This window comes from Corynebacterium sp. LK14, from assembly GCF_008042215.1.
GTDB classification, from domain to species: domain Bacteria; phylum Actinomycetota; class Actinomycetes; order Mycobacteriales; family Mycobacteriaceae; genus Corynebacterium; species Corynebacterium striatum.
In genome coordinates, this window is record NZ_NOVQ01000016.1 from 93,532 (window position 1) to 116,652 (window position 23,121).

12 protein-coding genes are annotated in these 23,121 nt (G+C 58.6%); 7 read left to right on the forward strand and 5 right to left on the reverse strand.

The genetic code is table 11. The annotated features are described in order from the left end of the window. Positions 1–2: 2 nt before the first annotated feature. From CHU71_RS09795 to CHU71_RS09805, 3 genes are all read left to right on the forward strand, one after another. Entirely contained in the window at positions 3–926 is a 924-nt protein-coding gene (locus CHU71_RS09795) for a universal stress protein (protein WP_147760942.1), read from the forward strand. 75 nt (positions 927–1,001) lie between these two features. Continuing rightward, complete coding sequence (locus CHU71_RS09800) at positions 1,002–2,564, forward strand: APC family permease (RefSeq protein ID WP_070420893.1); 1,563 nt, start codon at positions 1,002–1,004, stop codon at positions 2,562–2,564. A 72-nt stretch (positions 2,565–2,636) separates the two neighbouring features. Then, positions 2,637–4,013, forward strand: a complete 1,377-nt coding sequence (locus CHU71_RS09805; protein ID WP_147760943.1) for an NAD-dependent succinate-semialdehyde dehydrogenase — start codon at positions 2,637–2,639, stop codon at positions 4,011–4,013. Positions 4,014–4,186: 173 nt separating this feature from the next. Here the strand turns inward: CHU71_RS09805 and CHU71_RS09810 are convergent, their stop codons facing one another. The 4 genes from CHU71_RS09810 to gabT all read right to left on the reverse strand — a co-directional run bounded on the left by CHU71_RS09810 (position 4,187) and on the right by gabT (position 16,797). Continuing rightward, a complete protein-coding gene (locus CHU71_RS09810) occupies positions 4,187–12,112 on the reverse strand; it encodes a putative Ig domain-containing protein (protein ID WP_187272069.1) in 7,926 nt (2,641 codons plus the stop codon). A 469-nt stretch (positions 12,113–12,581) separates the two neighbouring features. Beyond that, entirely contained in the window at positions 12,582–13,805 is a 1,224-nt protein-coding gene (locus CHU71_RS09815) for an amino acid permease (protein WP_147760945.1), read from the reverse strand. Positions 13,806–13,955: 150 nt separating this feature from the next. Beyond that, on the reverse strand, positions 13,956–15,437 hold the full coding sequence (locus CHU71_RS09820) for an NAD-dependent succinate-semialdehyde dehydrogenase (RefSeq protein WP_147760946.1): 1,482 nt from the start codon (positions 15,435–15,437) through the stop codon (positions 13,956–13,958). A gap of 31 nt (positions 15,438–15,468) precedes the next feature. Further along, positions 15,469–16,797: a 4-aminobutyrate--2-oxoglutarate transaminase gene (gene gabT / locus CHU71_RS09825; protein WP_147760947.1), complete on the reverse strand. Its 1,329-nt coding sequence runs from the start codon at positions 16,795–16,797 to the stop codon at positions 15,469–15,471. Between the two features lie 144 nt (positions 16,798–16,941). Here gabT and CHU71_RS09830 point away from each other — a divergent pair, with 144 nt between their 5' ends. The 4 genes from CHU71_RS09830 to CHU71_RS09845 all read left to right on the forward strand — a co-directional run bounded on the left by CHU71_RS09830 (position 16,942) and on the right by CHU71_RS09845 (position 21,558). Next, complete coding sequence (locus CHU71_RS09830) at positions 16,942–18,450, forward strand: PucR family transcriptional regulator (protein WP_147760948.1); 1,509 nt, start codon at positions 16,942–16,944, stop codon at positions 18,448–18,450. A gap of 240 nt (positions 18,451–18,690) precedes the next feature. Further along, entirely contained in the window at positions 18,691–19,647 is a 957-nt protein-coding gene (locus CHU71_RS09835) for a DUF418 domain-containing protein (RefSeq protein ID WP_147760949.1), read from the forward strand. A 2-nt stretch (positions 19,648–19,649) separates the two neighbouring features. Then, on the forward strand, positions 19,650–20,738 hold the full coding sequence (locus tag CHU71_RS09840; RefSeq protein WP_147760950.1) for a trypsin-like serine protease: 1,089 nt from the start codon (positions 19,650–19,652) through the stop codon (positions 20,736–20,738). 388 nt (positions 20,739–21,126) lie between these two features. Next, a complete protein-coding gene (locus CHU71_RS09845; RefSeq protein ID WP_147760951.1) occupies positions 21,127–21,558 on the forward strand; it encodes a thioesterase family protein in 432 nt (143 codons plus the stop codon). Positions 21,559–21,640: 82 nt separating this feature from the next. Here CHU71_RS09845 and CHU71_RS09850 read toward each other — a convergent pair whose 3' ends face one another. Further along, entirely contained in the window at positions 21,641–22,660 is a 1,020-nt protein-coding gene (locus tag CHU71_RS09850; RefSeq protein ID WP_147760952.1) for a YbjN domain-containing protein, read from the reverse strand. Between the last annotated feature and the right edge of the window lie 461 nt (positions 22,661–23,121).

Below are 23,121 nucleotides of genomic sequence, written 5' to 3' on the forward strand. Positions count from 1 at the left end.
TATTGTCTGCTTCTGATTTCGAGCGCCGCGCAGCCACCGGACATATCTTGGTGGGCTACGTTGCTACGGACTATGGCAAGGACGCGCTCCGCTTGGGCATCGCCCTTGCCAAGACCCGCAACGTCAACCTTGAGATCGTCATGGCGGCCCCGGCCAATAATTCCTTCTCCGGTGTCTACCCGCACGACCGCGGATACAGCTCCATCCTGGAAGAACAGATTGCAGGTTGGTTGCAGGAGGCGCTGGGCGAAGTCCCCAGTGATATCCGCGCCACCGCCAGGATCGTCCCCGGCGAGTCTGAGGCCGAGGCCCTCAATCGCGCGGCGGAAGAACTGGACTGCGACATGATCGTGGTTGGTGCGCGCAAGGGCGGCCTTTTTGGCCGCTTCCAAATGGGTACTGCGGTCAACACGTTGTTGCACTCCGGTACTGTCCCTATCGCTCTCGCACCACGCGGCTACTCCTACCCCGGCCCCATCAGCCGCATCACCGTCATGTTTGGTCCGCGCCCAGGCACCACGGATGTCATCGCGATTGGTTTGGACCGTGCGCGGCGCCGCCACATTCCGCTGCGCCTGCTTTCGCTCGTGCTGCCTGGCGAGTCCGATTTGCATGGCCTCGGCACCGACGTTCCCAATGCAGTACGCGCTTACGCCAACCGCAAGCTGGGCGATATCGCCGAAGAAATGCTCTCGGCAGGCTATGCCACAACCGACGTCGCCACTGGCCGCGATGTCGAAGCCGCAATGGAAAACGTCACCTGGCAAGACGGAGAGCTCGCCGTGGTTGGCTCTTCTCGTCTCGCGGTTCCCGGCCGGCTCTTCTTGGGTGGCACGGCGTCGCGAATGCTGCGCTCCATTCCCGTTCCCATGGTCGTCGTACCAGCCGGCTACATGCACGCCGGCGCCGACCACGAAGCGATCTAGCAGGCGCTTTCGCCCAGATCGCTTCCTAGCACCAGACCGTATTTCCTAGTTCTTTTTGAAAGGCGGTGAGTAGTCATGACTAGTGCCACTCCTGCACCACCGATTCAGCCCACGCCGGGCAGCGGCGATAACATCGCCTCCACCAAGGGCCTGGCTACCGGACGTGTCGGCTTACTCGGCGCAGTCGTCATCGGCATCAGCTGCATCGCGCCGACCTATACGCTGACTTCCGGACTTGGCCCGACCATTTCCGCGGTGGGCGAGTTTGTTCCGGCGGTCCTCCTTTTGGGATTCATCCCGATGCTCCTGGTGGCCTTTGCGTATCGCGAGCTCAACAACGCCGTGCCTGACTCCGGTACTTCCTTTACGTGGGCTACCAAAGCATTCGGCCCGTGGGTGGGCTGGATGGGCGGATGGGGCCTTATTACTGCCACCATCCTGGTTCTTTCGAACCTTGCCGCAGTCGCTGTGGACTTCTTCTATCTCTTCCTTGCCCAGATAGCAGGCCGCCCCGAAATTGCTGATCTGACGCGCAATCTCTGGATTAATATCCCCACGACGATGGTGTTTATCGCCATTGCCGCGTGGGTGTCTTACCGCGGCTTGGATTCCACGCAGAAACTACAGTATGTGCTGGTGGCGGTCCAGATCATCGCCATCGTTGTCTTTGACATCGTGGCCATCGTGCGCGCTTATAAGGGCGGCGGCTTCGACTTCACCCCGATTTCAGTTTCATGGTTTAATCCGCTGGAAATCGGCAACTTCTCCCTCATCGCGGCGGGCATTTCCTTGTCCATCTTCATGTTCTGGGGTTGGGACGTCACGCTGACGATGAATGAGGAAACGAAGGACCCAGAAAAGACTCCGGGTCGCGCGGCAACCATCACGGTCTTGGTCATCATCAGCCTCTACGTCCTCACCGCACTGGCGGTCATCACCTGGGCGGGTACTGGTGACGAAGGCTTAGGTGCCGGCAACCCGGAGAACCAGGAATCCATCTTCGCCGCTCTCTCTTCCCCTGTGCTGGGCTCGGCCGCCCTGCTTATCTACGTCGCGGTGCTCTCCAGTTCCTTCGCCTCGCTGCAGTCCACGATGGTGGGCCCCGCCCGTACGCTGCTGGCAATGGGCTATTACAAGGCGTTGCCGCCGGTCTTTTCCAAGATCAGCCCAAAGTTCCGCACGCCGTCTACGGCCACGATTGCCTCCGCTATTGCAGCGGGCGGTTTCTACACGGTCACGCGCATCCTTTCTGAGAACGCTCTGTGGGACACCATTTCTGCCCTCGGTTTGATGATCTGCTTCTACTACGGCATCACCGCCGTGGCCTGCATTTGGTACTTCCGCCACGAGCTTTTCAGCAGCGTACACAACGTGGTTTTCAAGTTCTGCTTCCCATTGGTCGGCGGTGGATTCTTGCTGCTGATGTTCTTTATCACCGCATTCGATTCGCTTAGCCCGGAATACGGTTCTGGCTCCTCGATTTTCGGGGTGGGCACCGTCTTCGTGCTGGGCATGGGCATCTTGCTGCTGGGTTCCGTACTGATGCTGTTTACGCGCTTTGCGCACCCGGATTTCTTCAAGGGCCGCACGCTGAAGCGGATAACTTCCGGCGAAGACTCTCAATTGCCGCTAGTTTAGAGGATAGCCCTATTTCAACCTAGTTCACTATTAGGCTCCAAAAGGAGCTAGATCACACAACAAGGAGAATTAATGTCTACCACTTACCGAGTTCAAAACCCTGCTACCGACGAGATCGTCGAGACCTTCGACGCGGCAACCGACGCCGAGGTAGAAGGCGCACTGGCGAAGGCCGCCGCAGCCTACCGCGAGTGGAGCGCCCGCCCGATGTCCGAGCGCGCGGAAATCGTTGCCCGCGCAGCAGCGCTGTTTGCAGAACGCAAGGAAGAGCTGGCCAAGATTGCCGCGGAAGAGATGGGCAAGCCTATCTCCGAAGGCATCGAGGAAGCAGAATTCTCCGCCGCCATCATCAAGTACTACGCCGACAACGGCGAGGAATTCACCAAGGATCAGTCGATTCCTACGGGCGCTAACGGCACTGCGGTTATCCGCCGCCTGCCCATCGGCCCGCTGCTTGGCATCATGCCGTGGAACTTCCCCTACTACCAGATCGCCCGCTTCGTCGGCCCTAACTTGGTGCTGGGAAACACCATCGTGTTGAAGGACGCCGAGATTTGCCCACGTTCCGCACTCGCCGTGCAGAAGATCATGGATGACGCTGGCATCCCGGAAGGCGTATACAACAACATCTTCGCCACCCACGATCAGATTTCCACCATCATCGCCGATCCACGCATCCAGGGAGTTTCCCTAACTGGTTCCGAGCGCGCCGGCTCCATCGTTGGTGCCCAGGCAGGCCAGCACCTGAAGAAGGCTGTGCTGGAGCTCGGTGGCTCCGATCCTTACATTCTGCTCGACACCGACGACGTCAAAGAAGCAGCCAAGCTGGCGTGGACGACTCGCATGTACAACACTGGCCAGGCCTGCAACTCCAACAAGCGCATGATCGTCATGGAGGACATCTACGACGAGTTCGTGGCTGAGCTCACCAAGCTCGCTGAGGCAGCAAAGGCTGCGCCTGCCGACGCCCAGGGTGAGGGCACCTACTCCTGCCTGTCCTCGCGTGCGGCGGCGGAGACCCTGCACGACCAAATTCAGCGCGCGGTAAAGGAAGGCGCAACGCTGCGTGCTGGCGGTGAGCTGGCCGACAAGGGTGCTTTCATCTCCCCTGCCGTCATCACCGACATCCCGGTTGGCTCTGACATCTACTACGAAGAGTTCTTCGGCCCAGTTGCTGTGGTCTACAAGGTGTCCTCTGACGAGGAAGCACTCGAGCTGGCCAACAACACCCAGTTCGGCCTGGGCGGCACCGTGTTCTCCCAGGACACCGAACGCGCAGCCGCCATCTCCCGCCGCCTCGAGGTGGGTATGGCCAACGTCAACACCCCAGCCGGTGAGGGCGAGGAGCTGCCTTTCGGCGGCGTGAAGCGCTCCGGTTTCGGCCGCGAGCTCGGCCCGCTGGGCATGGATGAGTTCGTCAACAAGCAGATGTACTACATCGAAAACTAATCTCGGCGCAGAGCATCACCCCCAATATAAAAACTGAGGGTTAAGTAGCATTTGCTACTTAACCCGCCCACGCTCATACACAAAAGGGAGGCTGTCACTAACCAAAGCGTTAGTGACAGCCTCCCTTCTTTTGATTAAGCCCTAGGGCTCAATCAGTTGAGCTTGCCAACTGACTAGTCAGAAGATCCGGTGGAAGACCCGTCGTCGGAAGCACAGGCATCGTAGACCAGACCGCCTACCAGAAGTCCGGCAGCCACGAGGGCAAGACCGGCGCCTAGCTTGCGCACCTCCGGGGAAATCTTCGCGTTGAAGGCCGCGAGCTGGCGATTAGCCTGCTCGACCTGGCCGGCCAGCTGCGGGTTGAAGATACCCAGCTGCTTCTGCGTCTGAGTGTTGAACTGCTGCCACTGGCGTGCCAGCTGTGCCTGCATCTCAGACAGACCTGGAATGCGAACCTGTGCTGCCAGACCTGCCGGGATGAGCAGCAACAGTGGCAGACCCACTGCCAAGCCGGTAGCCACACAACGCTCAGAAGGCTGGTAGCTCGAGGAACCATCCGAAGAGCCATCAGAAGACCCATCCGAGCTGCCTGGGTTCTTGCCGGGGTCAGTACCCGGATCAGTGTTCGGCTCGGTGACGGTCACGGTGATGCTGCCGATTTCCTTGCCGGAGTCATCGCGGACGATGACGGTTACGGTATCGCCTGGCTTGGCGTCTGGCTTGATGGTGACGATGACATCGCCGTTCTCTTCCAAGGTCGCGGTACCTGGGCCGGTGGTCTTATCGACGTTGGCACCTGCCGGTACCTTGCCGCCGACATTTGGAACCTTCACGGCGCCACCAGCCGGGGCCTTCGCATCGTTCCAAGACGGTGCATCCGGGGTTTCCGGAGTATCGCCGGAGGTATCCAAGGTGAACGTTGCCGCAATGGTGTCAGCCACTGCCCCATCCGGGTAGGTGATGACTACCGGAACAACGAGTTCGAGATCATCCGGAGTTGCCGTCCCTGCCTTCGGCGCGATAACCGTCAGCTTGCCGGTGGCTTCATCGATACTTACGTTCCAACCACCTTGGCCGGCCCAATCAGCAGGAATCTCATACCTCGTGCCGCTCGGAGCATCATCAGAACCGTACCGAACTTCAGCAGTACCAGTCTCACCGGATGCAACCTTTATGGGTTCGGAATAAGCAGGTTTGTAATCCGTGACGTCGGCAGACGCCGGCTCAACAACCGTGACAACAACTTCTACCTCTTCAGTAGAGCCGTCTGGATAAGTCACGGTCACCGGAATGGTGATGGTCTCACCCGGGGTTGCATCCTCCGGGACCTTGACGGTCAGTTCACCCGTTGCTGGGTCAACGCTCGCGTTCGAATCCGTGGTGGAGAACTTAGTGCCCTCCGGAAGTACCATATCGCCGGTTTGTGGGACCTTGACCTCGCTACCCGGCGCGACGTCTACCGACGGGTATGCCGGGTTATTTGCGTCTGCCAGCGGTTGCTGCGGATCCTTGACCACGATGTGGAATTCGCTGGTCGAAGAAACGCCATTCACCGTTGCGGTCACAGTCACGGTGTAGTCGCCAGCCTTGGTTGGCTTGCCAGAGATTTGGCCGGTGGCCTCATCATAGGTCACGCCATCCGGCAGGCCGGTGACGGTGACGTCTGCTTCCTCGTTATCAACCACGACGTTGATTGGCATCAACGTCCTATTGGTTGCAACATTCACGTCAGCAATAGGTGCAATCACCGGTGCCGTGACCGGATCATCCGGGGTTGGGTCGGTCGGATCCGTCGGGTCGGTCGGATCCGTCGGGTCGGTCGGATCCGTCGGGTCGGTCGGGTCGGTCGGGTCGGTCGGATCCGTCGGGTCGGTCGGATCGGTCGGATCCGTCGGGTCGGTCGGATCGGTCGGATCGGCTGCGACGACGTCGATGGTGAACGTAGTGGTTGCCTTGTTGCCAGCGGCGTTGGTTGCCGTGATAGTAACCGTGCTGCGGCCAAAGGCGCTCGGCTTGCCGCTGATGGTGCCGGTAGCTGGGTCAAATTCGACGCCAGTAGGCAGGCCGGTTGCGCTCAGCGTTGCTGCTGGGTCATCGCTGTGAACGGTGACTTCAGTGACGTCTTCACCCAGCTTCACGGTCTGATCCGAAATCGGGTCAAGCTTCGGCGCGGTGGTATCGGCCGGCTCACGGACCACGATGGTGAAGGTTTCGTCGGTGGCATTGCCGTTGGCATCGGTGACCGTCACGGTGACCTCGTAGGTGCCCGGCTTGGTCGGGGTGCCGGTGATGGTGGCAACGCCGTCAACGGTCTCAAGCTTCACGCCATCCGGCAGACCGGAGGCCGTTACCTTATCCGTGTCCGAATCAGAAGAGACCCGAATCGTTTCAATCGGCGTATTGGCATCGACAGCCTGATCTGCAATCGGATCCACCTGCGGACCGGTTGCATCCTTTACGGTGATGGTCAGCTGCTTCTCGGTAGTATTGCCTGCCGCATCGGTGGCGGTCACCGTCACTTCATAGGTGCCCGGAGTAGTTGGCACGCCGGAAATCTCGCCCGTGGACGGGAAGAACCGAACGCCATAAGGCAAGCCAGTCACGGTCAGGGTAGCCTGCGGGTCATCCGAGGTGATATGAATCGGGTCAAGCTCGGTGTCTTCCTTGACGGTCCGATCGGCGACGCCGTCTAAGGAAGGCGCCCCAGAATCGACCACGTGGATCGTGAACTTCTCGACGGAAGACTTACCGTTGGCGTCAGTGGCCTTTACGGTGACCACGACGGGGAAGTCCCCCGCGCGAGTTGGAGTACCCGAAATCGTATTGGTATCGGTGTCGTAAGTAACACCATCCGGCAGCCCAGTCACGGTGATCGTCGTAGAAATCGATGGATCCTTCGGGGTTGGCTGAACCTCCTCAATCGGATCCCCCAGCGGCACCTCCTGATCCGAAATTGGTTCCAGAACCGGCGCTCCAGGGTCGACGACGGTGATGGTGAAGGTCTCCGTGGTCGTGTTGCCCGCGGCATCGGTCACGTTCACGGTGACAGCCAGCTCACCAGCGGTGGTTGGCGTGCCAGAGATGGTTCCGGTTTCTGGGTCGAAGCTGAGACCATCAGGCAGACCGGTGACCGTCACGGTGGCGTTCGGATCGTCGCTGACTACCTTGATATCGGTGATCGCATCGCCCTTCTCTACCGTTTGATCGTCGATGGGGTCGACCTTCGGAGCAGTGGAATTGCTGACCGTGATGGTGAAGTCAACGTAGGAGGTGTTTCCGGCTGCATCGGTTGCCAGGACGCGCACTGGGTAGGTGCCCGCGGTGGTTGGCGTGCCAGAAATCGTGTTGGTAGCGGCGTCATACTGAACGCCCTCTGGCAGGCCGACTACGGAAATCTTGGCATCAGGGTCATCCGCCTTGACAACGATATCTTTAATGGCGCTGCCGGCAGCAACGTCTTGGTCACTGATCTCGTCCAGCTTTGGCCCCTGGGCATCGGTGACGGTGATGGTCGAGGTATCGATAGCCTTGTTGCCCGCTTCGTCGACCGCGGTCACGGTCACGGTGTAGGTGCCCGGCTTGGTCGGGGTACCGGTGATTAGTCCCGTCTCTGGGTCAAAAGTCATGCCATCAGGTAGGCCTTCAACCGTTACCTTCGCAGAAGGATCATCTACGCGCACTGGAATCGGGTTGGCCTCAGATCCCGCAGCGACCGTGCTATCGGGCAGCGGCTGGATGACTGGTGCACCGGCGTCATTGACGTTGATGTTGAAGACTTCTTCGGTGGTATTGCCAGCGTCGTCCTTAGCGGTGATCGTCACTGGGTAGCTTCCCGGCTTAGTCGGGGTGCCCTCAATCTGCTTGGTATCGGGGTTATAGCTCAAACCCTCAGGCAAGCCAGTGACTGTCAAGGAGGTCACCGCAACGTTGTCCTCAGCGGTGATCTCAATTGGCGTGATCGGGGAATCCGCGGGAACGGTAGGATCCGAAATCGGCGCGATCTGCGGCGCGGTCTTATCGGAGACGGTGATGACAAAATCAACGGGCTCCGAGGTATTGCCGGCGGCATCGGTAGCCGTGACCTTAATGGTGTAGGTTCCCGGCTTCTCTGGGCGGCCGGTAAAGGTGTTGGTCACGGGGTCGAAGCTAACCCCCTTCGGCAGGGTCTCCGGATCAACCTGGACGGTAGCATCCGGATCATTTACCGAGACCACGACCGGCTTAATCGTCTCGTTCAGAGCGATATCCTGCTTCTCAATCGGATCGATGACCGGGGCGGTCTTGTCTTCGACGGTGATGGTAAACGGTTCGTAGGACACGTTGCCCGCTGCATCAGTTGCCGCAATAACGACATCATAGGTACCCGGCTTAGTCGGGGTGCCCTCGATCTGGTTGGTATCCGGGTTGTAGCTCAAGCCCTCCGGCAGGCCCGTGACTTCGATCTTCGCGTTCTTATCATCGGTAACGACCGGAATCGGAGTGATTTGTTCATTCTCCGGGACGCTGACGCTGTCCACCGGAGTGATGCGAGGCGCCGTTGCATCGTTTACCGCGATGACGAAGGTCTTAGTCGTGGCGTTGCCGGCGGCGTCCGTTGCGGTCACGGTGACCACAGAAGAGCCGGTTTCCTTCGGGGTGCCGGAGATTTTCTTGGTCTCGGGATCGTAGGTCACGCCCTCGGGCAGGCCGGTGACGGTCCAGGCGAGATCCTGCGGTGCGGTGGAGTTGTCGTCCGGGTTTAGGCTCATCAGATCGATGGGTTTGATGGCCTCCCCCTGGTTAATCGTCTGATCCTCCGGATCATCGAAGGTAGGCGCGGTGGCATCGCCCACGAACAAGACAACGGTCTGCTTCGTGGAGTTACCGGCTGGGTCGGTGGCGGTAACGGTAACTTCGTAGCGCCCCGGAGTGGTTGGGGTGCCCGTGACGAGCCCCGTTTCGCTATCAAAGGTCACGCCCTCGGGCAGGCCGGTGACGTCAATCTTCGCGGTTGGGTCCGGGCTGGTGACAGGCTCCAGGTTGAGCGGCTGATCTTCAGGAACCGAGACGTCGCGAAGCGGGCGCAGAGCCGGGGCAACGGTATCGGTGACCTTGATGTTAAAAGTCTTCTCGGTGACGTTTCCATAAGGATCAGTTACCTTGACGGTGACCGGGAAGTTCTTGCCATCTGGGCTCGTGACTTCAGTCTTTGGTGTACCAGAGATGATGCCCGTGGTGGGATCGATACTGACGCCTTCTGGTAGCCCGGACGCGCTGAACTTAGAATTCGGCTCATTGCTGGTCACGTGGATCGGCTCCAAGGCGGTGCCGTTTTCCACGCTCACATCATCGATATCGTCCACCTTCGGCGCGGTGGTGTCGACTACCTTGATAAGGAATTCCTGGGTCGAGGTATTGCCGGCGGCATCGGTCGCAGTCACCGTAATTGGGTACTCCCCCGGTGCCTGCGGGATTCCTTCGATCTTGTGGGTCTCCGGGTTATAGGTAACTTCTGGTGGCAGGCCCGCGACTACAACGTTGCTGACGGACTTGTCGAAGTTATCGGTGACGTCTACTGGAATTGCGGTGATCGGTTGACCGGCCTCTGCGGTGGCGTCGTTGATCTTGGCAATGGTCGGCGCCTTGGTGTCGGTAACAGTAACGACCAGGTTGGATACAGAGTTATTGCCCTGGGGATCGGTGGCCGATACGGCGACCGTGTAGATGCCCGGTTCGGTTGGGGTACCTTCGAGGGCACCGTTTTGCTCGTTCCAGGTCATGCCCGGCGGGATATCACCTTCCACGGTGACGGTGGCTTTAGGATCGTCCACCTTGATCGGAATCGAAGCAGGCTTATCCTCTGGGACGGTGGCATCCGGGCTGGTGAGAACCGGCGCGGAAGTATCCACGACGTTGATACTGAATGCAGTTTCGGTGACATTTCCGGCGGCATCGGTGACGCGGACGTTAACTGTCGACGCCCCGGTGGCCGACGGAGTACCGCTAATGGTTCCGGTCGCAGGATCGTAGGTGACGCCATCTGGCAGGCCACTGACCTCAACGCTGGTCACACCGACGTTGTCCGTCGGCTTAACCTGAATCGGGGAGATGGCTTTGCCCAGCTCTAGGTTCTGCGAATCGATCTGCGCAATCTCCGGCGGGATGCCGTCAGTGACCGTGACCTTGGCATTGACGAGGTCGGTCGAGCCATCGGCGTAGGTGACAATGACCGGGACGGTGTAATCTTCCAGCGCAACATCGGCGCCCGGTGTGGCGGTGATGGTGCCTTGGTCATCAACCTTTACCCACGTTGGGGCGCCATCCGCCAGCTTGTAGGTGGTACCGGCTGGTGCCGGCAGGGTTTCAACGGTTGTTGCGGTAGTCGAGTCGTCAAAAAGCGGCGCCGCAACGGAACCAATGCTGCTTTGAGCCACGGTTGTAGAACCATAGGTGGGCTCGTAGCGCCCGGACGTCGGCAGTGGCTTAACGGTGAAGGAATCCTGCGTTATCGCCAGGCCATCGCGCACGCCAGAGGGCGAGACCGCAAACAAGCGTGCGGTGTAGGTGGTGGTCTTCTTCAAGTTAGGGTCGGTGACAAAACCGCAGGAAGGAAGCCTGCCACTCGCGTCTGGCGCTACCGGCGGGCAGGTGTACTGGGTCAGTTCATTGCCAGCCTCGTCGAACCACGCGATCTGATAACGCACGGTCCCGTTTTTGTCGTACTGCAGGCCCGTCGTGTTGGTCTCGATGGCTTGACCCGCAGTAGCGACGTTGGAGAAAGAGTCATACGGGGTGACGTCAAACTTCAGGTTGCCCGGGTACAGCGCAAAGTTGATGTTGGTGGCGTAATCCAGCGAACCGCCCCAGTTAGACGGCCATCCGGCCAAGGTGCCGGCAGAGGTTAAGTTGCTGGTGGTGTTGCCGGTGTAACCGTTGTAGTTAAACGGCGTGTTCACGGAAATTCCCGGCATGTCCTGCATTGAGAAGAACATCCACTCGTCGTTGACGTGCTTCGACTTCATGTTGCCGTTGGCCCAAGAACCGTCCGCGGCAGAATCAGCCAGGTTGTGCCAGGTATAATCCTTGGACAAAATACCTCTATCGTCCCAGCTATTTCCCCAGATACCGCGGAACTGCAGCGTGTACTTACCGTTGGCATCGGTCTTGGCTTGGACGGTCTCTGCGATCCACTTCTGCTGGCCTTCCGCTGCCATCCGCTGCTTAATCCACTGCTGCAGCGCGAGTTCTTGCTGGGTACTCCAGTTGGAATCGCGCACGCGGCCCTTGTAACCGATGGCGGCCATGGTTGCGGGATCGTAGATGCGCGATAGCGCGTAATCAGAAAGGTAGGAGCCATACACAGTGACGTCTGGAGCCACGGAGTCGACACCGTTGGCGGACTGGTAGTTCTGCCACAAGAGGGCGCCGGCGGCGGCGTTGGTTTGGTTCCAGAAGACGGTACCGGAGTATTGGCCATAGGAGCCCGAGCGCTCGTTGGTAGCAGCTTCGGCCAGGTTGTGCATCACCTTGTTGTTAGCGATGGGCGAGTAAGCGATCTTGATGTGGTTATAGGTATCAGACCCCACGGACTGGGTAGTGCCGGCCTCGGTGTTGGCGATGTTGCCTTCCGGCATGATCTGCTCTTGACCATAGGAGTAGAGCAGGTTGTACTGTGAGGTATCCGGATTAATGGACCAGACGCGGAGCTTCTCCCCCTCCGGCAAGTTGGGGTCTGCGTCGAAGTTGCGCTGGACACCCTTGGCGTCAGTAAAGGAGGTCATGCCGATGTGGAACTGACCATCGGCGCCGGTGGTGGTGGTATAAATCGGCGACGCTGTGCCGTCCTTTTCGAACCACTGGGCAAAGACTTTCACGCCAGACATGGGCGCAACGTTTGGATCGTCCAGGTTCGATTGCATGGTGCCGCCGGTCTGCAGGCCCACGAAGCCGTTCACGGAGCGGGTACTTCCCGCGGGAACCGTGGTGTTTATGGCGGTTTCTTCGGAGGAACCTGGCGCTGCGGTCTCCGCCTGGGCTGCAGGCTCATTATCGAGGAGGTTGGGTACAACAACGACCCCGCCCATAACTAGCGCAGCAGCCATGCCTGAGGCAGTGAGCATGCGCCAGCGGCCGCTTAAATTAAGCCCGCTGAGTGCAGTTACAGAACGAGGTGGCCGAAAAGATATCTTTGACATGACCAATACTCTCTCTAATTCAGTTGTTGTCGCGGCTGTGGAACAGACAGAGCGATAACAAAGTACGTGAGGGGACTGGCTATTCGCATAGAGATCGAACTGCCCGGGATGCCATGTAGGCATACTGTTCATCTTAACAAAATCTTTGGAGTTCTCTAGGCAAATCCTAAATTCACAACAGCAACAATTCCCAGCCGAGGAACCCTGGAGAATATATGACTCTAATCACCCTTAATTGATTAGGCGTTCAGAGTTCTCGTCCCGTAAGGTTCGTTTTATTTCTCTATGACCTGCACTGATAGCCAGACCCCTCTGGAAAAATAAATTTCGGTAATACTTTTGGCAAGCACCCTGCCCACTCCCCTATGCAGGAGCGCTTGCCGACGCCACTTTCTTAAGCCCAGCCCGCCGGAACCAGGCCCACAATCGAGAGAACCGAATAAACGAAAGCCAAGAAATAGACCACGATGATGACGCCCTGAATCAGCGGATGCGCAAGAACGCCAACTTTCCATCGCGTTTCCTTGTCGCCATGCTTGCGGGAGGCATGCAACAGCATCACGGGAATGATCGACATGATAGCGCCGGCAAATCCGCCCGCATAAGACAGCGCGGCAACGAAGCCGCCCAACCCTAAAACGAAGATAACTAGCGGCGGCAGCACCGTCAGCGCAACACCAATCGCACGCTGGCGGTTACTTCCCTCCCAATGCAGCATGTCCAAGATGTTGCGCATCGTGGTAAAACCAATTGCCAAGAAAGATGTCAGCATTGCAGCCAAAGCGAAGATATTCGCCAGATAATAGGCCACCGGTCCAAGCTTCTCACCCCACGCGATAGTCACGACTTCGGTCACATCCATACCAAGGAGGCCGAGCGCAGCGAAAGGAACGAGCGCCAAGGTAAAGCCGGTGATGACCATGCCCACGACGATGGCGCGTGCGGTCTCATGCGGTTTTTCCGGATCCATTCCCTGCACCAGTTCCGGCACGACGTACTGCGCCACGAACGAGAAAACAGCCAGGTTCAAAATCGGAACGATGAAAAATGGGTGCAGCACCAGGAGGTTTTCCGCTTTAATGCCTGGCCCAATGAAGGTCCAACCACACAAAATCGCGATAATAATCGCCATTCCGGCGGTGATAGCCCCCTCAGTAGCTCCGGTGGTGTGCAGGCCGCGGTACATAACCCAAGAGCCGAAACCAAAGAAGATGAGCGTTCCCAATAGCGGCGGCGCACCGAAAATATTGCTTATCAGCTGGCCAGAGCCCGAAGCATAGGCAATCAAAGCACCCACGCCGTTAATAATGATGGCAAGAAAGACCAGCCAACGGCCCCACTGCCCCAGATAGTGCTCCGCCAAACCGGAAACCTGCAGAGGCGCTTTTGTGCGCATCGCACTTTCCGCAACATAAAGCATAGAAATCGTGGTCAGGGTACCCGCCACGAGAAGCGCAATAACGAGCGCCATGAATCCGCCGTTACGCGCGGCATAGGGAATGGAAAGAATGCCTGCCCCAATGTTGGTGCCAAAGATAAGGGCAATGCCTTGGACGAAACTCAAGGCCGGCTTCGCAGCCTGTGGAGCCGCCCCTTCTGTCTTTTCAACAACCGTCATATTTCTCCCGAATTTAAAGATAGAAATTTAAGTAACTACGCATGGATCAACTGGGCCCCTCGGCGTCCTCCCCTTTTTTTCTGCAAAAAGTGAGGGCGCCGAGGGGCAATGCCTGTGAAAAATCAGCTCGCTGAGGCTTGCTGGTTAGCGCTAAGGCTTAGCGATGTAGCGCACGGAGATGTACTCCTCGATGCCCTCAGCGCCGCCTTCGCGGCCGAAGCCTGATTCCTTGATGCCACCGAATGGAGCGGCAGCGTCAGAGATAGCAGAGCGATTGATTCCCACCATGCCTGCCTCCAGCGCGTGCGCCAGGTACTCCGCGGTGTGGAAGTTCTCGGTGAAGGCATAGGCTGCCAAACCGAACTCGGTGTCGTTGGCCTTGGCGACTCCTTCCTCCAAGGTGGAGAAGGTGGTCACGGTGGCTACCGGCCCGAAGATCTCCTGGCGCAGGATCTCGGCGTCGTCAGGCACGTTCGCCAGAACGGTAGCTGGATAAAAGAAGCCGGCGCCATCCGGACGCTCGCCGCCGGTGGTGGCGGTGGCCCCCTGCTCAAGCGCGCGCTCGACCAACTGAGCCACTCCGTCGCGTTGCTTCGCACTAATCAGCGGGCCGAGGGTGGTGCCTTCTTCCAAACCATGGCCTGCCTGGATAGCAGCCATCTTCTCCGTCAGGCGCTCTGTGAACTCCTCAGCCACCGCCTCGTGCACGATGAAGCGGTTGGCCGCGATGCAAGCCTCACCGCCGTTGCGCATCTTCGCCTGCATTGCGCAGTCAAGCACTAGGTCGAGGTTGGCGTCCTCGTGGACCAGGAACGGGGCATTTCCACCCAGCTCCATGGAGGTGCGTTGCAGATTATCGGCAGACTGGCGCACCAGAATCTTGCCCACGCCGGTCGAGCCGGTAAACGTCACCTTGCGCAGGCGCGGATCCGCCATGAGCTCGGAAGACAGCGCGCTAGACTGCGTGGTGGTCACGATGGAGAACACACCTGCCGGTACCTCGTGGCGGGCGAATACCTCAGCAATAACCTCACCCAGCAGGAGCATGGTCAGCGGAGTCTCCGCAGCAGGCTTCACCACGACCGGGCAGCCAGCGGCGAACGCCGGGGCAATCTTGCGGGTGGCCATGGCCAGCGGGAAGTTCCATGGGGTAATTGCCAGCACCGGGCCCACCGGGGTGTGCGAAACGGTGATGGAACCATTACCTGCCGGGGACTGGGAGTAACGGCCTGGGATGCGCACTGCTTCCTCGGCAAACCAGCGCATGTACTCTGCGCCGTAGGCCACCTCGCCCAGCGCTTCCGCGTAAGGCTTTCCCATCTCCAGGGTCATCACGCGAGCGAAGTCATCCTTGCGCTCGTTGATTGCATTGAAGATGTCGGTGAGGATGATGGAGCGGGTACGCGGCGCAAAACCCGCCCACTCCTTTTGCGCGGCGTCGGCAAGCTCCAGCGCGCGCATCCAGTCAGCGGAGGTGCCATCTGCAACGTTGGCAATGACTTCTTCCGTTGCTGGGTCGAGGACCTCGAAAGTGGCGCCGCCGGTGGCTGCGACGTTCTTGCCCTCCAGCCAAAGGCCAGTTGGCAGAGAATCCAACAACTCAGAAACCTGCGAATAATCAAAGTTTGTCATTTGTTTCTACCCTTGTGGCTGCAGCCCGGACTTACTTATACTCGTTGAACTGTTTGACCACTACCTGCAGGGCCTCGCGCCACAGATCCTCCGGGATGGCCAGGGAAGGCAGGAAGCGGATAACGTTGTGGTCAAGGCCGCAGGTGAGGATGAGGACGCCCTCTGCCTTTGCGGCATCTGCAATCTTGTGGACGAGCTCGGAGTCTGGCTCGCCATCAGCGGTGACGAACTCGAGTGCAAGCATGGCGCCACGGCCGCGGAACTCGGCGACGCGCTCGTCGCCCAGGATTGGCTCCAGCTCCTCGCGGGCTATCTTTTCCAGGTTCAGCGCGCGGGCGCCAAAGTCCTTCTCCTCAAATTCCTTGAGGGTGGCCAGCGCTGCGGCGCAGGAAACAGGGTTGCCGGTGTAGGTGCCGCCCAGGCCGCCTGGCTGCGGTGCGTCCATGATCTCTGCACGGCCGGTGACTGCGGAAAGCGGCATGCCGGAAGCAATACCCTTGGCGATGGTGACTAGGTCAGGGACGATGCCCTCGTGGTCGGAAGCGAACCAGGTGCCGGTGCGCATCATGCCAGCCTGAATCTCATCAACGATGAAGACAACGTCGTTGTCGTTGCACCACTTCTGGATAGCCGGCAGGTAGCCCTCAGCTGGGACCACGAAGCCGCCCTCACCCTGAATCGGCTCGACGACCACGCAAGCCAGGTTGGCAGCGCCGACTTCCTGTTCAATCATGGTCAGAGTCTTCTTGGCTGCTTCCTCACCACCGAGCTGGTCGCGCAGCGGGTAAGACATCGGTGCGCGGTAGATTTCCGGCGCGAACGGGCCGAAGCCGTTCTTGTACGGGGACTGCTTCGCGGTCATAGCCATGGTGAGGTTGGTGCGGCCGTGGAAGGCGCGGTCCATGACTACAACGCCGCGCTTGCCGGTGTAGTTGCGGGCAATCTTGACGGCATTCTCAACGGCCTCGGCGCCGGAGTTAAACAGTGCGGTCTTCTTTGGGTGATCGCCCGGAGTGACCTCGTTGAGCTTTTCAGCGACCTCGACGTAGGACTCGTACGGGGAGATGGTGAAGGAGGTGTGGGTGAAGTGTGCGACTGCTTCCTGGACGGCCTTCACCACGGCTGGGTTGGAGGCACCGGCGGAGGTCACGGCGATGCCGGAGGCCAGGTCGATGAAGCGGTTGCCGTCAGCGTCGGCGAGGATGCCGCCGTCAGCGTCGACGACGTAGCCCGGCAGCGAAGGCGCCATGCCAGCTGGGATGGCGTTCTTGCGGCGCTCATCCAGTGCGGCGCTGACTGGTCCGGGGAGCTGCTCGGCGAGGTGGCGGGTCTGCTCGATGCGGTATTCAAGTTCCTGCATGATTCTCCTTCAATCGTCTTGCTTTGTGATGTGAATCATTGTGGATGCCACGACTAGTCGCAGGCCATGGACATCGCGTATATATTTTGGGGAAAAGACTATTCACTATGTCTATCGACGAGTTGCTGCAAGAAGGACCCGGCAATGAGCGAACTTCGCTTTCAATGGCTGTTTAACCAGCGCAAACTAAACCTGCGCCCGATTCTCGAAGGCCCGCGTGAATTCACCACCATCCAAGCCAGCGAGTTGCGCGATCCCAGCGAGTTCACCACCCAGGGCGCCATCATCCTGACCTTGGGGCTAGCTTTCGAAAACTCACCCAGCGACTTTTCCGCCTATGCGCGCACCCTGGCGGCGGCGGGCGTGGGTGCCATTGGCTTCGGCACTGGCCTGACCTTCGCCACGGTTCCGCAGGAGCTTATCGACGCCGCGGCGCGCCACCACCTCACCCTCTTCGAGGTCCCGCGCGCCACGCCTTTCATCTCGATCATCAATACAGTCACCACGGAGCAAACTCGTACTGAGAACAATCTGCAATTCGCGCTTCATCGGCAGCAAGAGCGTCTCAACCAGGCGGCCTCGGATGGCATCGAGGTTTTGCTCGAGCGCGCGTCGAAAGAGCTCGGCGCGGCGGTTGCCATTGCAAACGACTCCGGAGCGGTCATCGCACGCCACGATTTCCGTGGACTCAACGCAGCGGACTTCGCGCTTGCCGCCGCCAGCCAGAGCTCAGGGCGCACCGCGGGCGCGCGTTCCAACTCAACGAGGGACGGGACCACGATTGCCGCGATTACCAACGTGTTCAACAGCCCCGGCCGCAATCGCCTCGCGTTGGCGGTCTCCCGCGAGGAGAAGTTCGACTCTTATGCCCGCGCCCTCATCCGCCACCTCGCGGGTCTTGCTGAACTGCTGCTACAAAACCGGGATTCCTCCGCGCGCGTGATTTTAGGCGCATTGGCGCTGGCCACGCAGGTCTCCGGCACTGCCACTGCCTTGGCAACGCCGGCGATGGAGGCGGCGTTTAATTCGGTCGCCTCGCACGGCAAGGTAGATGTCTATCTCATACAGGCAGACTCCCCGGCCCGGCTCAACCGCGCGCTGGGGCTCGTCCACCACGCAGCCAACGACGGCGGCTTTGCGTGCTTTGTGCTGCCGTTGGAGGGGGCGGCGTCGGAAAGCGCGCTCATTGCTCTGCCCCCTGAGCCCATCGCTATGCAGACCCTGTTCGGCCGCTACGCCAAGCACCTGCGGGTTTCCCTGCTTAGGGGCGTGGAGTGGGGCGACATCAGCGGCGACCGCGTCAAGGCGCTCACCGCGCACGCGCGTAGCCTGCCGCTGGGCACCCTCGCGGAATTCAGCTCCGACGCGCCCGCCTGGATCGGGGAATCAGCTGTCCACGCCGCGTTAGGCAAGCGCCGCGAAGCCACCATTGGGCGCCTTTCGCTTTACGACGCCGCACACAACACCGAGCTATTGCGCACGCTGCGGGCTTACTTGCTTGCAGACTCCCAACTCGCCGCTGCCGCCACCGAGCTCAGCGTGCATCGCCACACCGTGCGAGCCCGTATCGAAAAGATCCAGTCCTTATGCGGATTCGACCTCAGTAACCCCGTAACGCGCGCCGAGGTACTTTTGCTTTGTTTGAGCGACTAAAAACTTTCAGTTCACTTTCTTTTAGCCAAGCCCTCAGGTACTGGTTGTCCCTGGGCTCTTGAGCATGCTAGCTTCCCAGAGAATACACAGATGAAACACTGTGTTTTACACATAATCACTTTGTGTATTGCCAGATTCGGTTGCTACAAACAGAAAGTCGTTTTAATTAAGACGTTTATAGGGAGTACTTTTTACCGAAGAGCACCTCCCGATAAGTTGTAGTATAAGGAGAATACTGGGGTGAATAAACCTTCACGAATTGTGGGGCTTGATATAGCGCGCTCCCTCGCCATCATCGGCATGATCATTGTCCATATGGCCTCACTGCTTTGGAGCACAAAGGTTGTGCTCTCCGGCCTGCCTTCATCATTGTTCGCCATTATTGCCGGCGCCACCATGATGATTATCGGCCGAAACTACAGCAGCACCACTTTCTTGCGCCTCATCACTCGCGGCGCTCTGATTATCCTCATCGGCATGGCCTTGTTGCCGGTCGGTGGGCAAATTCAAGTAGTCCTCATTGTCATGGGCCTGGTAATGATGTTGGTTTCCTGGATGCCAGCACTCGGAACCTGGTGGCGAGTCGGCTTCTTCATCGCCGCAACTATCGCCGCAACAATCAAGTACACGCCTATGACGCTGCCACAGATTTATCCGCTACTGGCGTGGATCGCATATTTCATCGGCGGCATGCTGCTTTACGACGTCTACCTACGCGGTCGCCTGCACGGCACTTCCTCCTCCGAGACCAGCACTAATACTCGGTTGAGCTGGATTGTTACCGCTGTCAGCGTTGTCATCGCAGCCGTCGGCATGTACTTCCGATTTGATCCGGAGATTGCTGGCTGGCTCCGATTTACCGGACATACCGGTGTCTTCGGCGAAATCATTCTCTCCGTCGCCGTTGCCGCTATTGTGCTGCATTTGTGCCTGTTTATAGGCGACCGCTTCTCGGCCGCGGTTTACCCATTCGCGGCCATGGGAACAATGTCGCTGACCATTTACATCCTGCACGTTCTCACCGCATTTTATTGGCAGCAGAATGTGTCTTTGCATTCCACGTTGTCCGCAACAGGATTCATCGTATTCTTCCTCGTCATCGCAAGTCTCTGGAAGAAGTTTGTGGGACAGGGCCCTGCTGAAAAGCTCGTCGCCACCTCGATCAAGGCCATTGTTCCTTCTGGGAAAGGGAAATAACCGTGAAGAAAACATCTTTTTCCATCGCAGCACTTGCTAGCAGCATCCTGCTTCTATCTGCTGCCCCGGCTCTAGCATTGGAAAACGGCGAACCCGCACCTGCAAATGCTGAAAGCGGTGCTGTGGCCGCACTAAGGATTGGCAAAATCGGCAGTTTTGGTGACTGCACTGGAACGCTGGTTGCAGATCAATGGGTGCTCACAGCACGCCACTGCCTGGAGTCTGTGAACAACGAAGGAACCCAGGCCCGCATCGGCGGGAAGGTCTATGATACCGATTCTTGGGCACTGTCTCCAGTGTCCGATGCAGGCTTACTTCACTTGACCGAGAAGGTCACTGACGCAACCCCGGCGAAGGTTTCCCGCGATATCCCGACACCTGGGCAGACGGGAACTCTTTACGGTTGGAGCAACAGTTCGTCGATGGCCCGATCCGGACAGCTTCCGATGGCCAAGATGGTGGTCAATGAGCTGCTGGGCGCAGGTCCCTCTGAAGGAACCCCAGGCGAGGCTGCGCCTGGTGAAGCTACTCCAGGTGAGGCTATTCCAGGCGGTGCCATGAAATCAATGGAAATGCAGCCAGAAGCTGTCATGCCAGGTACAGCAATGCCAGATGCAGCTAAGCCAGATGCAGCTAAGCCAGATGCGGTCAAGCCAGATGATTCCAAAACCGAGTCCATCCCTGCTGGAACCGAAAGCATCCCAGCCGACGGTTCCATGATGCCAATGATTCAAAGCGCCATCCTGGACGTACATTCGGTCTCCGGTGCAGGTGTGCAGGGCGGCGACTCCGGCGGACCATTCTTCGTCGATGGAAAGCTCGCCGGGCTTTCTACCGCCGGAACTGCCAATGGCGACCCTGACCTTCCCTCCCCCAGCGCAGCAATCACTACCCTCGCAGGAACCGCCGACTGGATTGACGGTGTCACCTCTGGTCGCGACACCAAAAGCGTCCTAACCGCAGAGACCACTCCGGCTCCACCAAAGACCATTCAGACCAGCGCCGATCATATGTGGAGCTACCTCGCCATCGCGTGCGTTGGCCTAGTTGTCGCAGCAGCCTGGTCGCGCGTTAGGAATGGCCGAAAGTAGAACCGTCTAACCACAACCACAAGCCGCCTCCCCCAGCAAGTGCTGGGAAGGCGGCTTTTATCGTGCATGCGATTCGCATAATTGCTAATCGGTGAAACCCCCACCAACGAGAAAGCTAATCAGTTCCCGTGGATGATTACACGCCCTTCGACGTCTTGATGCGGGCTCAGAACCTAATCGGATTTCAGAAGAAACGCAGGGTCAAGACCACCATCCGCTTGGAATCCGCCAAATCGGCATGCACTCGATCAAATAAACTAATATTGGTTCGCGCACAGGGTCAACATTTGACCTTTTAAATAGAAAATGCTAGTCAGACCGCGGCTAATTTGGGTACAGTCAACTAATAGTTATTCGTATCACCGGCTGAGACACGGAGGACACTTAAATGCGCGCTCCCGCCAACGCCATCGACGTCACACTCGGCCTACGCTGGTCCGATCAAGACGCCAACAGGCACGTCAACAACGCCACCATCATCACGCTCATCGAAGAAGCTCGAGTCCGTGCTGTAGCCGAAAAGCTTGGACGCGCCATCAGCCCCGAGGAGCCCCACGTGGTCCGCTCCCTAGAAGTGGTTTATGACGGCGAGGTCTCCTACGAACCAGATATTTCCGCCAAGGTATGGACTTCCCGTATCGGCAGGACCTCCTACCAGGTTTCCCACGAACTCATCCAGGGCGGGCGGTCATGTGTTTTCGCCACGACCACAATCGTGGCCATCGATCCTTCTGCGCGACGTCCCGCTCCATTAAGCGAGGAATACCGCGCCCAGCTTTACCAATACTTCGCAGAGCCCAACCCAGATAACCCAAATTAAGACAACGCCACGCACAAGGAGGAGGAACCGATGAGCACAAGGAAGGCGTGGCAGCCTTCATCGCAAAGCGCCCCGCTCAGTTCTAGTTGTCCGGAGTTTCTAGTTGCTCGGGGTCTGCTTCGTCTTCCCAATCGAAGTCGAGGTAAGGCCCCTCAATTTCCGCGTCCTCCCGCACAAGGTGCTTGACCACCGGCTCTAGCTCACTGATTGCATCGAGGTGCCCAAAGATGGCCCCATGAATAGCACAGCCAATCTGCCCCGCGGACATCCCCCTATCGACAAGGAAGTGCTGCTCAAGCGCGATTCCTATATGATCATCTGAGCTCGCCGCGTGAGCCATAGACTCATGCTCACCCGCGTTAAAGTCGTTGAGCACCTGGAGGAGTTCACCATAATTGAACTTCGCGGTATCAGAGTCGAAGTAGGCGCGGACGGACATCCAGCGCCGCCCATCCATGCGGAATACGAAATAATAGCCGTTGATAAACGCGTAAATGGCTTGCTCTTCCGGCTCCATCTCCACATTCTCGATACCTTCCGCAGCGAGAACGCGCTGCACACGTTCCAAGGTCACAGGTACCAGTGTTCCCGTGTTGGATTCCCCGAAACGCTCCGTGAATCCATCGGGTACTCCCGCGAGCTCAGGAACATGCTCGCTGAGAATCTCCAGCGCCGTTTGGACGCTACACATGCTGATATCGATCATGTCCTCCAATTGCGTGTCGCTTAAGCCTGCACGCAGTTCATAACGGATAGTGATGGCTACTTCGAGGTACCCGTCTTCCTTCTCAGTGAAAGAGGAGGCCGGCCAAAGCAACCGGTTGTTGGACTCGGACACGGCGAATGCAAGATCCGCTGCGCGACTCGAATGCACATTCACCTTGGGTACAGCCTTGAGAGAGAAAAGCTGGCCGTAGGCGCCGTCTAGGGCAATCAAGACGGTAAACCGGGAAAATTCCACAACGAGGATGTCTGATTCGCTTCCTTCGACATGGAAGTCAATGCCAACCTCGCGAAGTGCACCCATGATGCGGGTCAAAGTGACGGGGCGGGCGTCATCGCCAAAGCGGGAAAGGGACTTGTTCTCGCAACTGTTGCACATAATGGCTCCTTCACGGACGAGAAAGCCAGCTAATTAGCTGGATGTTTAGGGAACTGTTTTCAACACACCACACACCCTAGAAAGCACATCGGACACGCCCGCCCCTGCAAAGCGGCAAGATTCGAACATCCGGGCCAAATAGCCAGTGAAATGACAGGGAGTTCCAGTGGACTATCAGCCGCGAATCATGGCTGTGCCAGCTGCGTGCCCCATACTTATGTTGTGCGTTTGAGAGGGCGCATGAGAGAGATAGAGAGAACCCCTCAGCTTCCGGAGGGCAGCCTTGGCTGATAATCGGGAGTGTTTAGAGAGAGACAGCGTCAGCGCCCAGGGCCCCACGTGAGAGCCCGGGCGCTGACGTTGTTTTACCTATGGAACCATGAAGTGTTGCCAAAATTACGGTCGCATCTCCCCAAATTCAAATTGAGTTGACGCGTAATAGCGCCGTGCGTTTTGAGAGA

What these genes read in the sequence shown, in the direction of transcription:
- CHU71_RS09830 (WP_147760948.1), top strand. Translation starts at nt 16,942, where the DNA reads ATGAGCGAACTTCGCTTTCAATGGCTGTTTAACCAGCGCAAACTAAAC.
- CHU71_RS09815 (WP_147760945.1), bottom strand. Translation starts at nt 13,805, where the DNA reads ATGACGGTTGTTGAAAAGACAGAAGGGGCGGCTCCACAGGCTGCGAAG.
- CHU71_RS09800 (WP_070420893.1), top strand. Translation starts at nt 1,002, where the DNA reads ATGACTAGTGCCACTCCTGCACCACCGATTCAGCCCACGCCGGGCAGC.
- gabT (WP_147760947.1), bottom strand. Translation starts at nt 16,797, where the DNA reads ATGCAGGAACTTGAATACCGCATCGAGCAGACCCGCCACCTCGCCGAG.
- CHU71_RS09810 (WP_187272069.1), bottom strand. Translation starts at nt 12,112, where the DNA reads ATGCTCACTGCCTCAGGCATGGCTGCTGCGCTAGTTATGGGCGGGGTC.
- CHU71_RS09805 (WP_147760943.1), top strand. Translation starts at nt 2,637, where the DNA reads ATGTCTACCACTTACCGAGTTCAAAACCCTGCTACCGACGAGATCGTC.
- CHU71_RS09850 (WP_147760952.1), bottom strand. Translation starts at nt 22,660, where the DNA reads ATGTGCAACAGTTGCGAGAACAAGTCCCTTTCCCGCTTTGGCGATGAC.
- CHU71_RS09820 (WP_147760946.1), bottom strand. Translation starts at nt 15,437, where the DNA reads ATGACAAACTTTGATTATTCGCAGGTTTCTGAGTTGTTGGATTCTCTG.
- CHU71_RS09845 (WP_147760951.1), top strand. Translation starts at nt 21,127, where the DNA reads ATGCGCGCTCCCGCCAACGCCATCGACGTCACACTCGGCCTACGCTGG.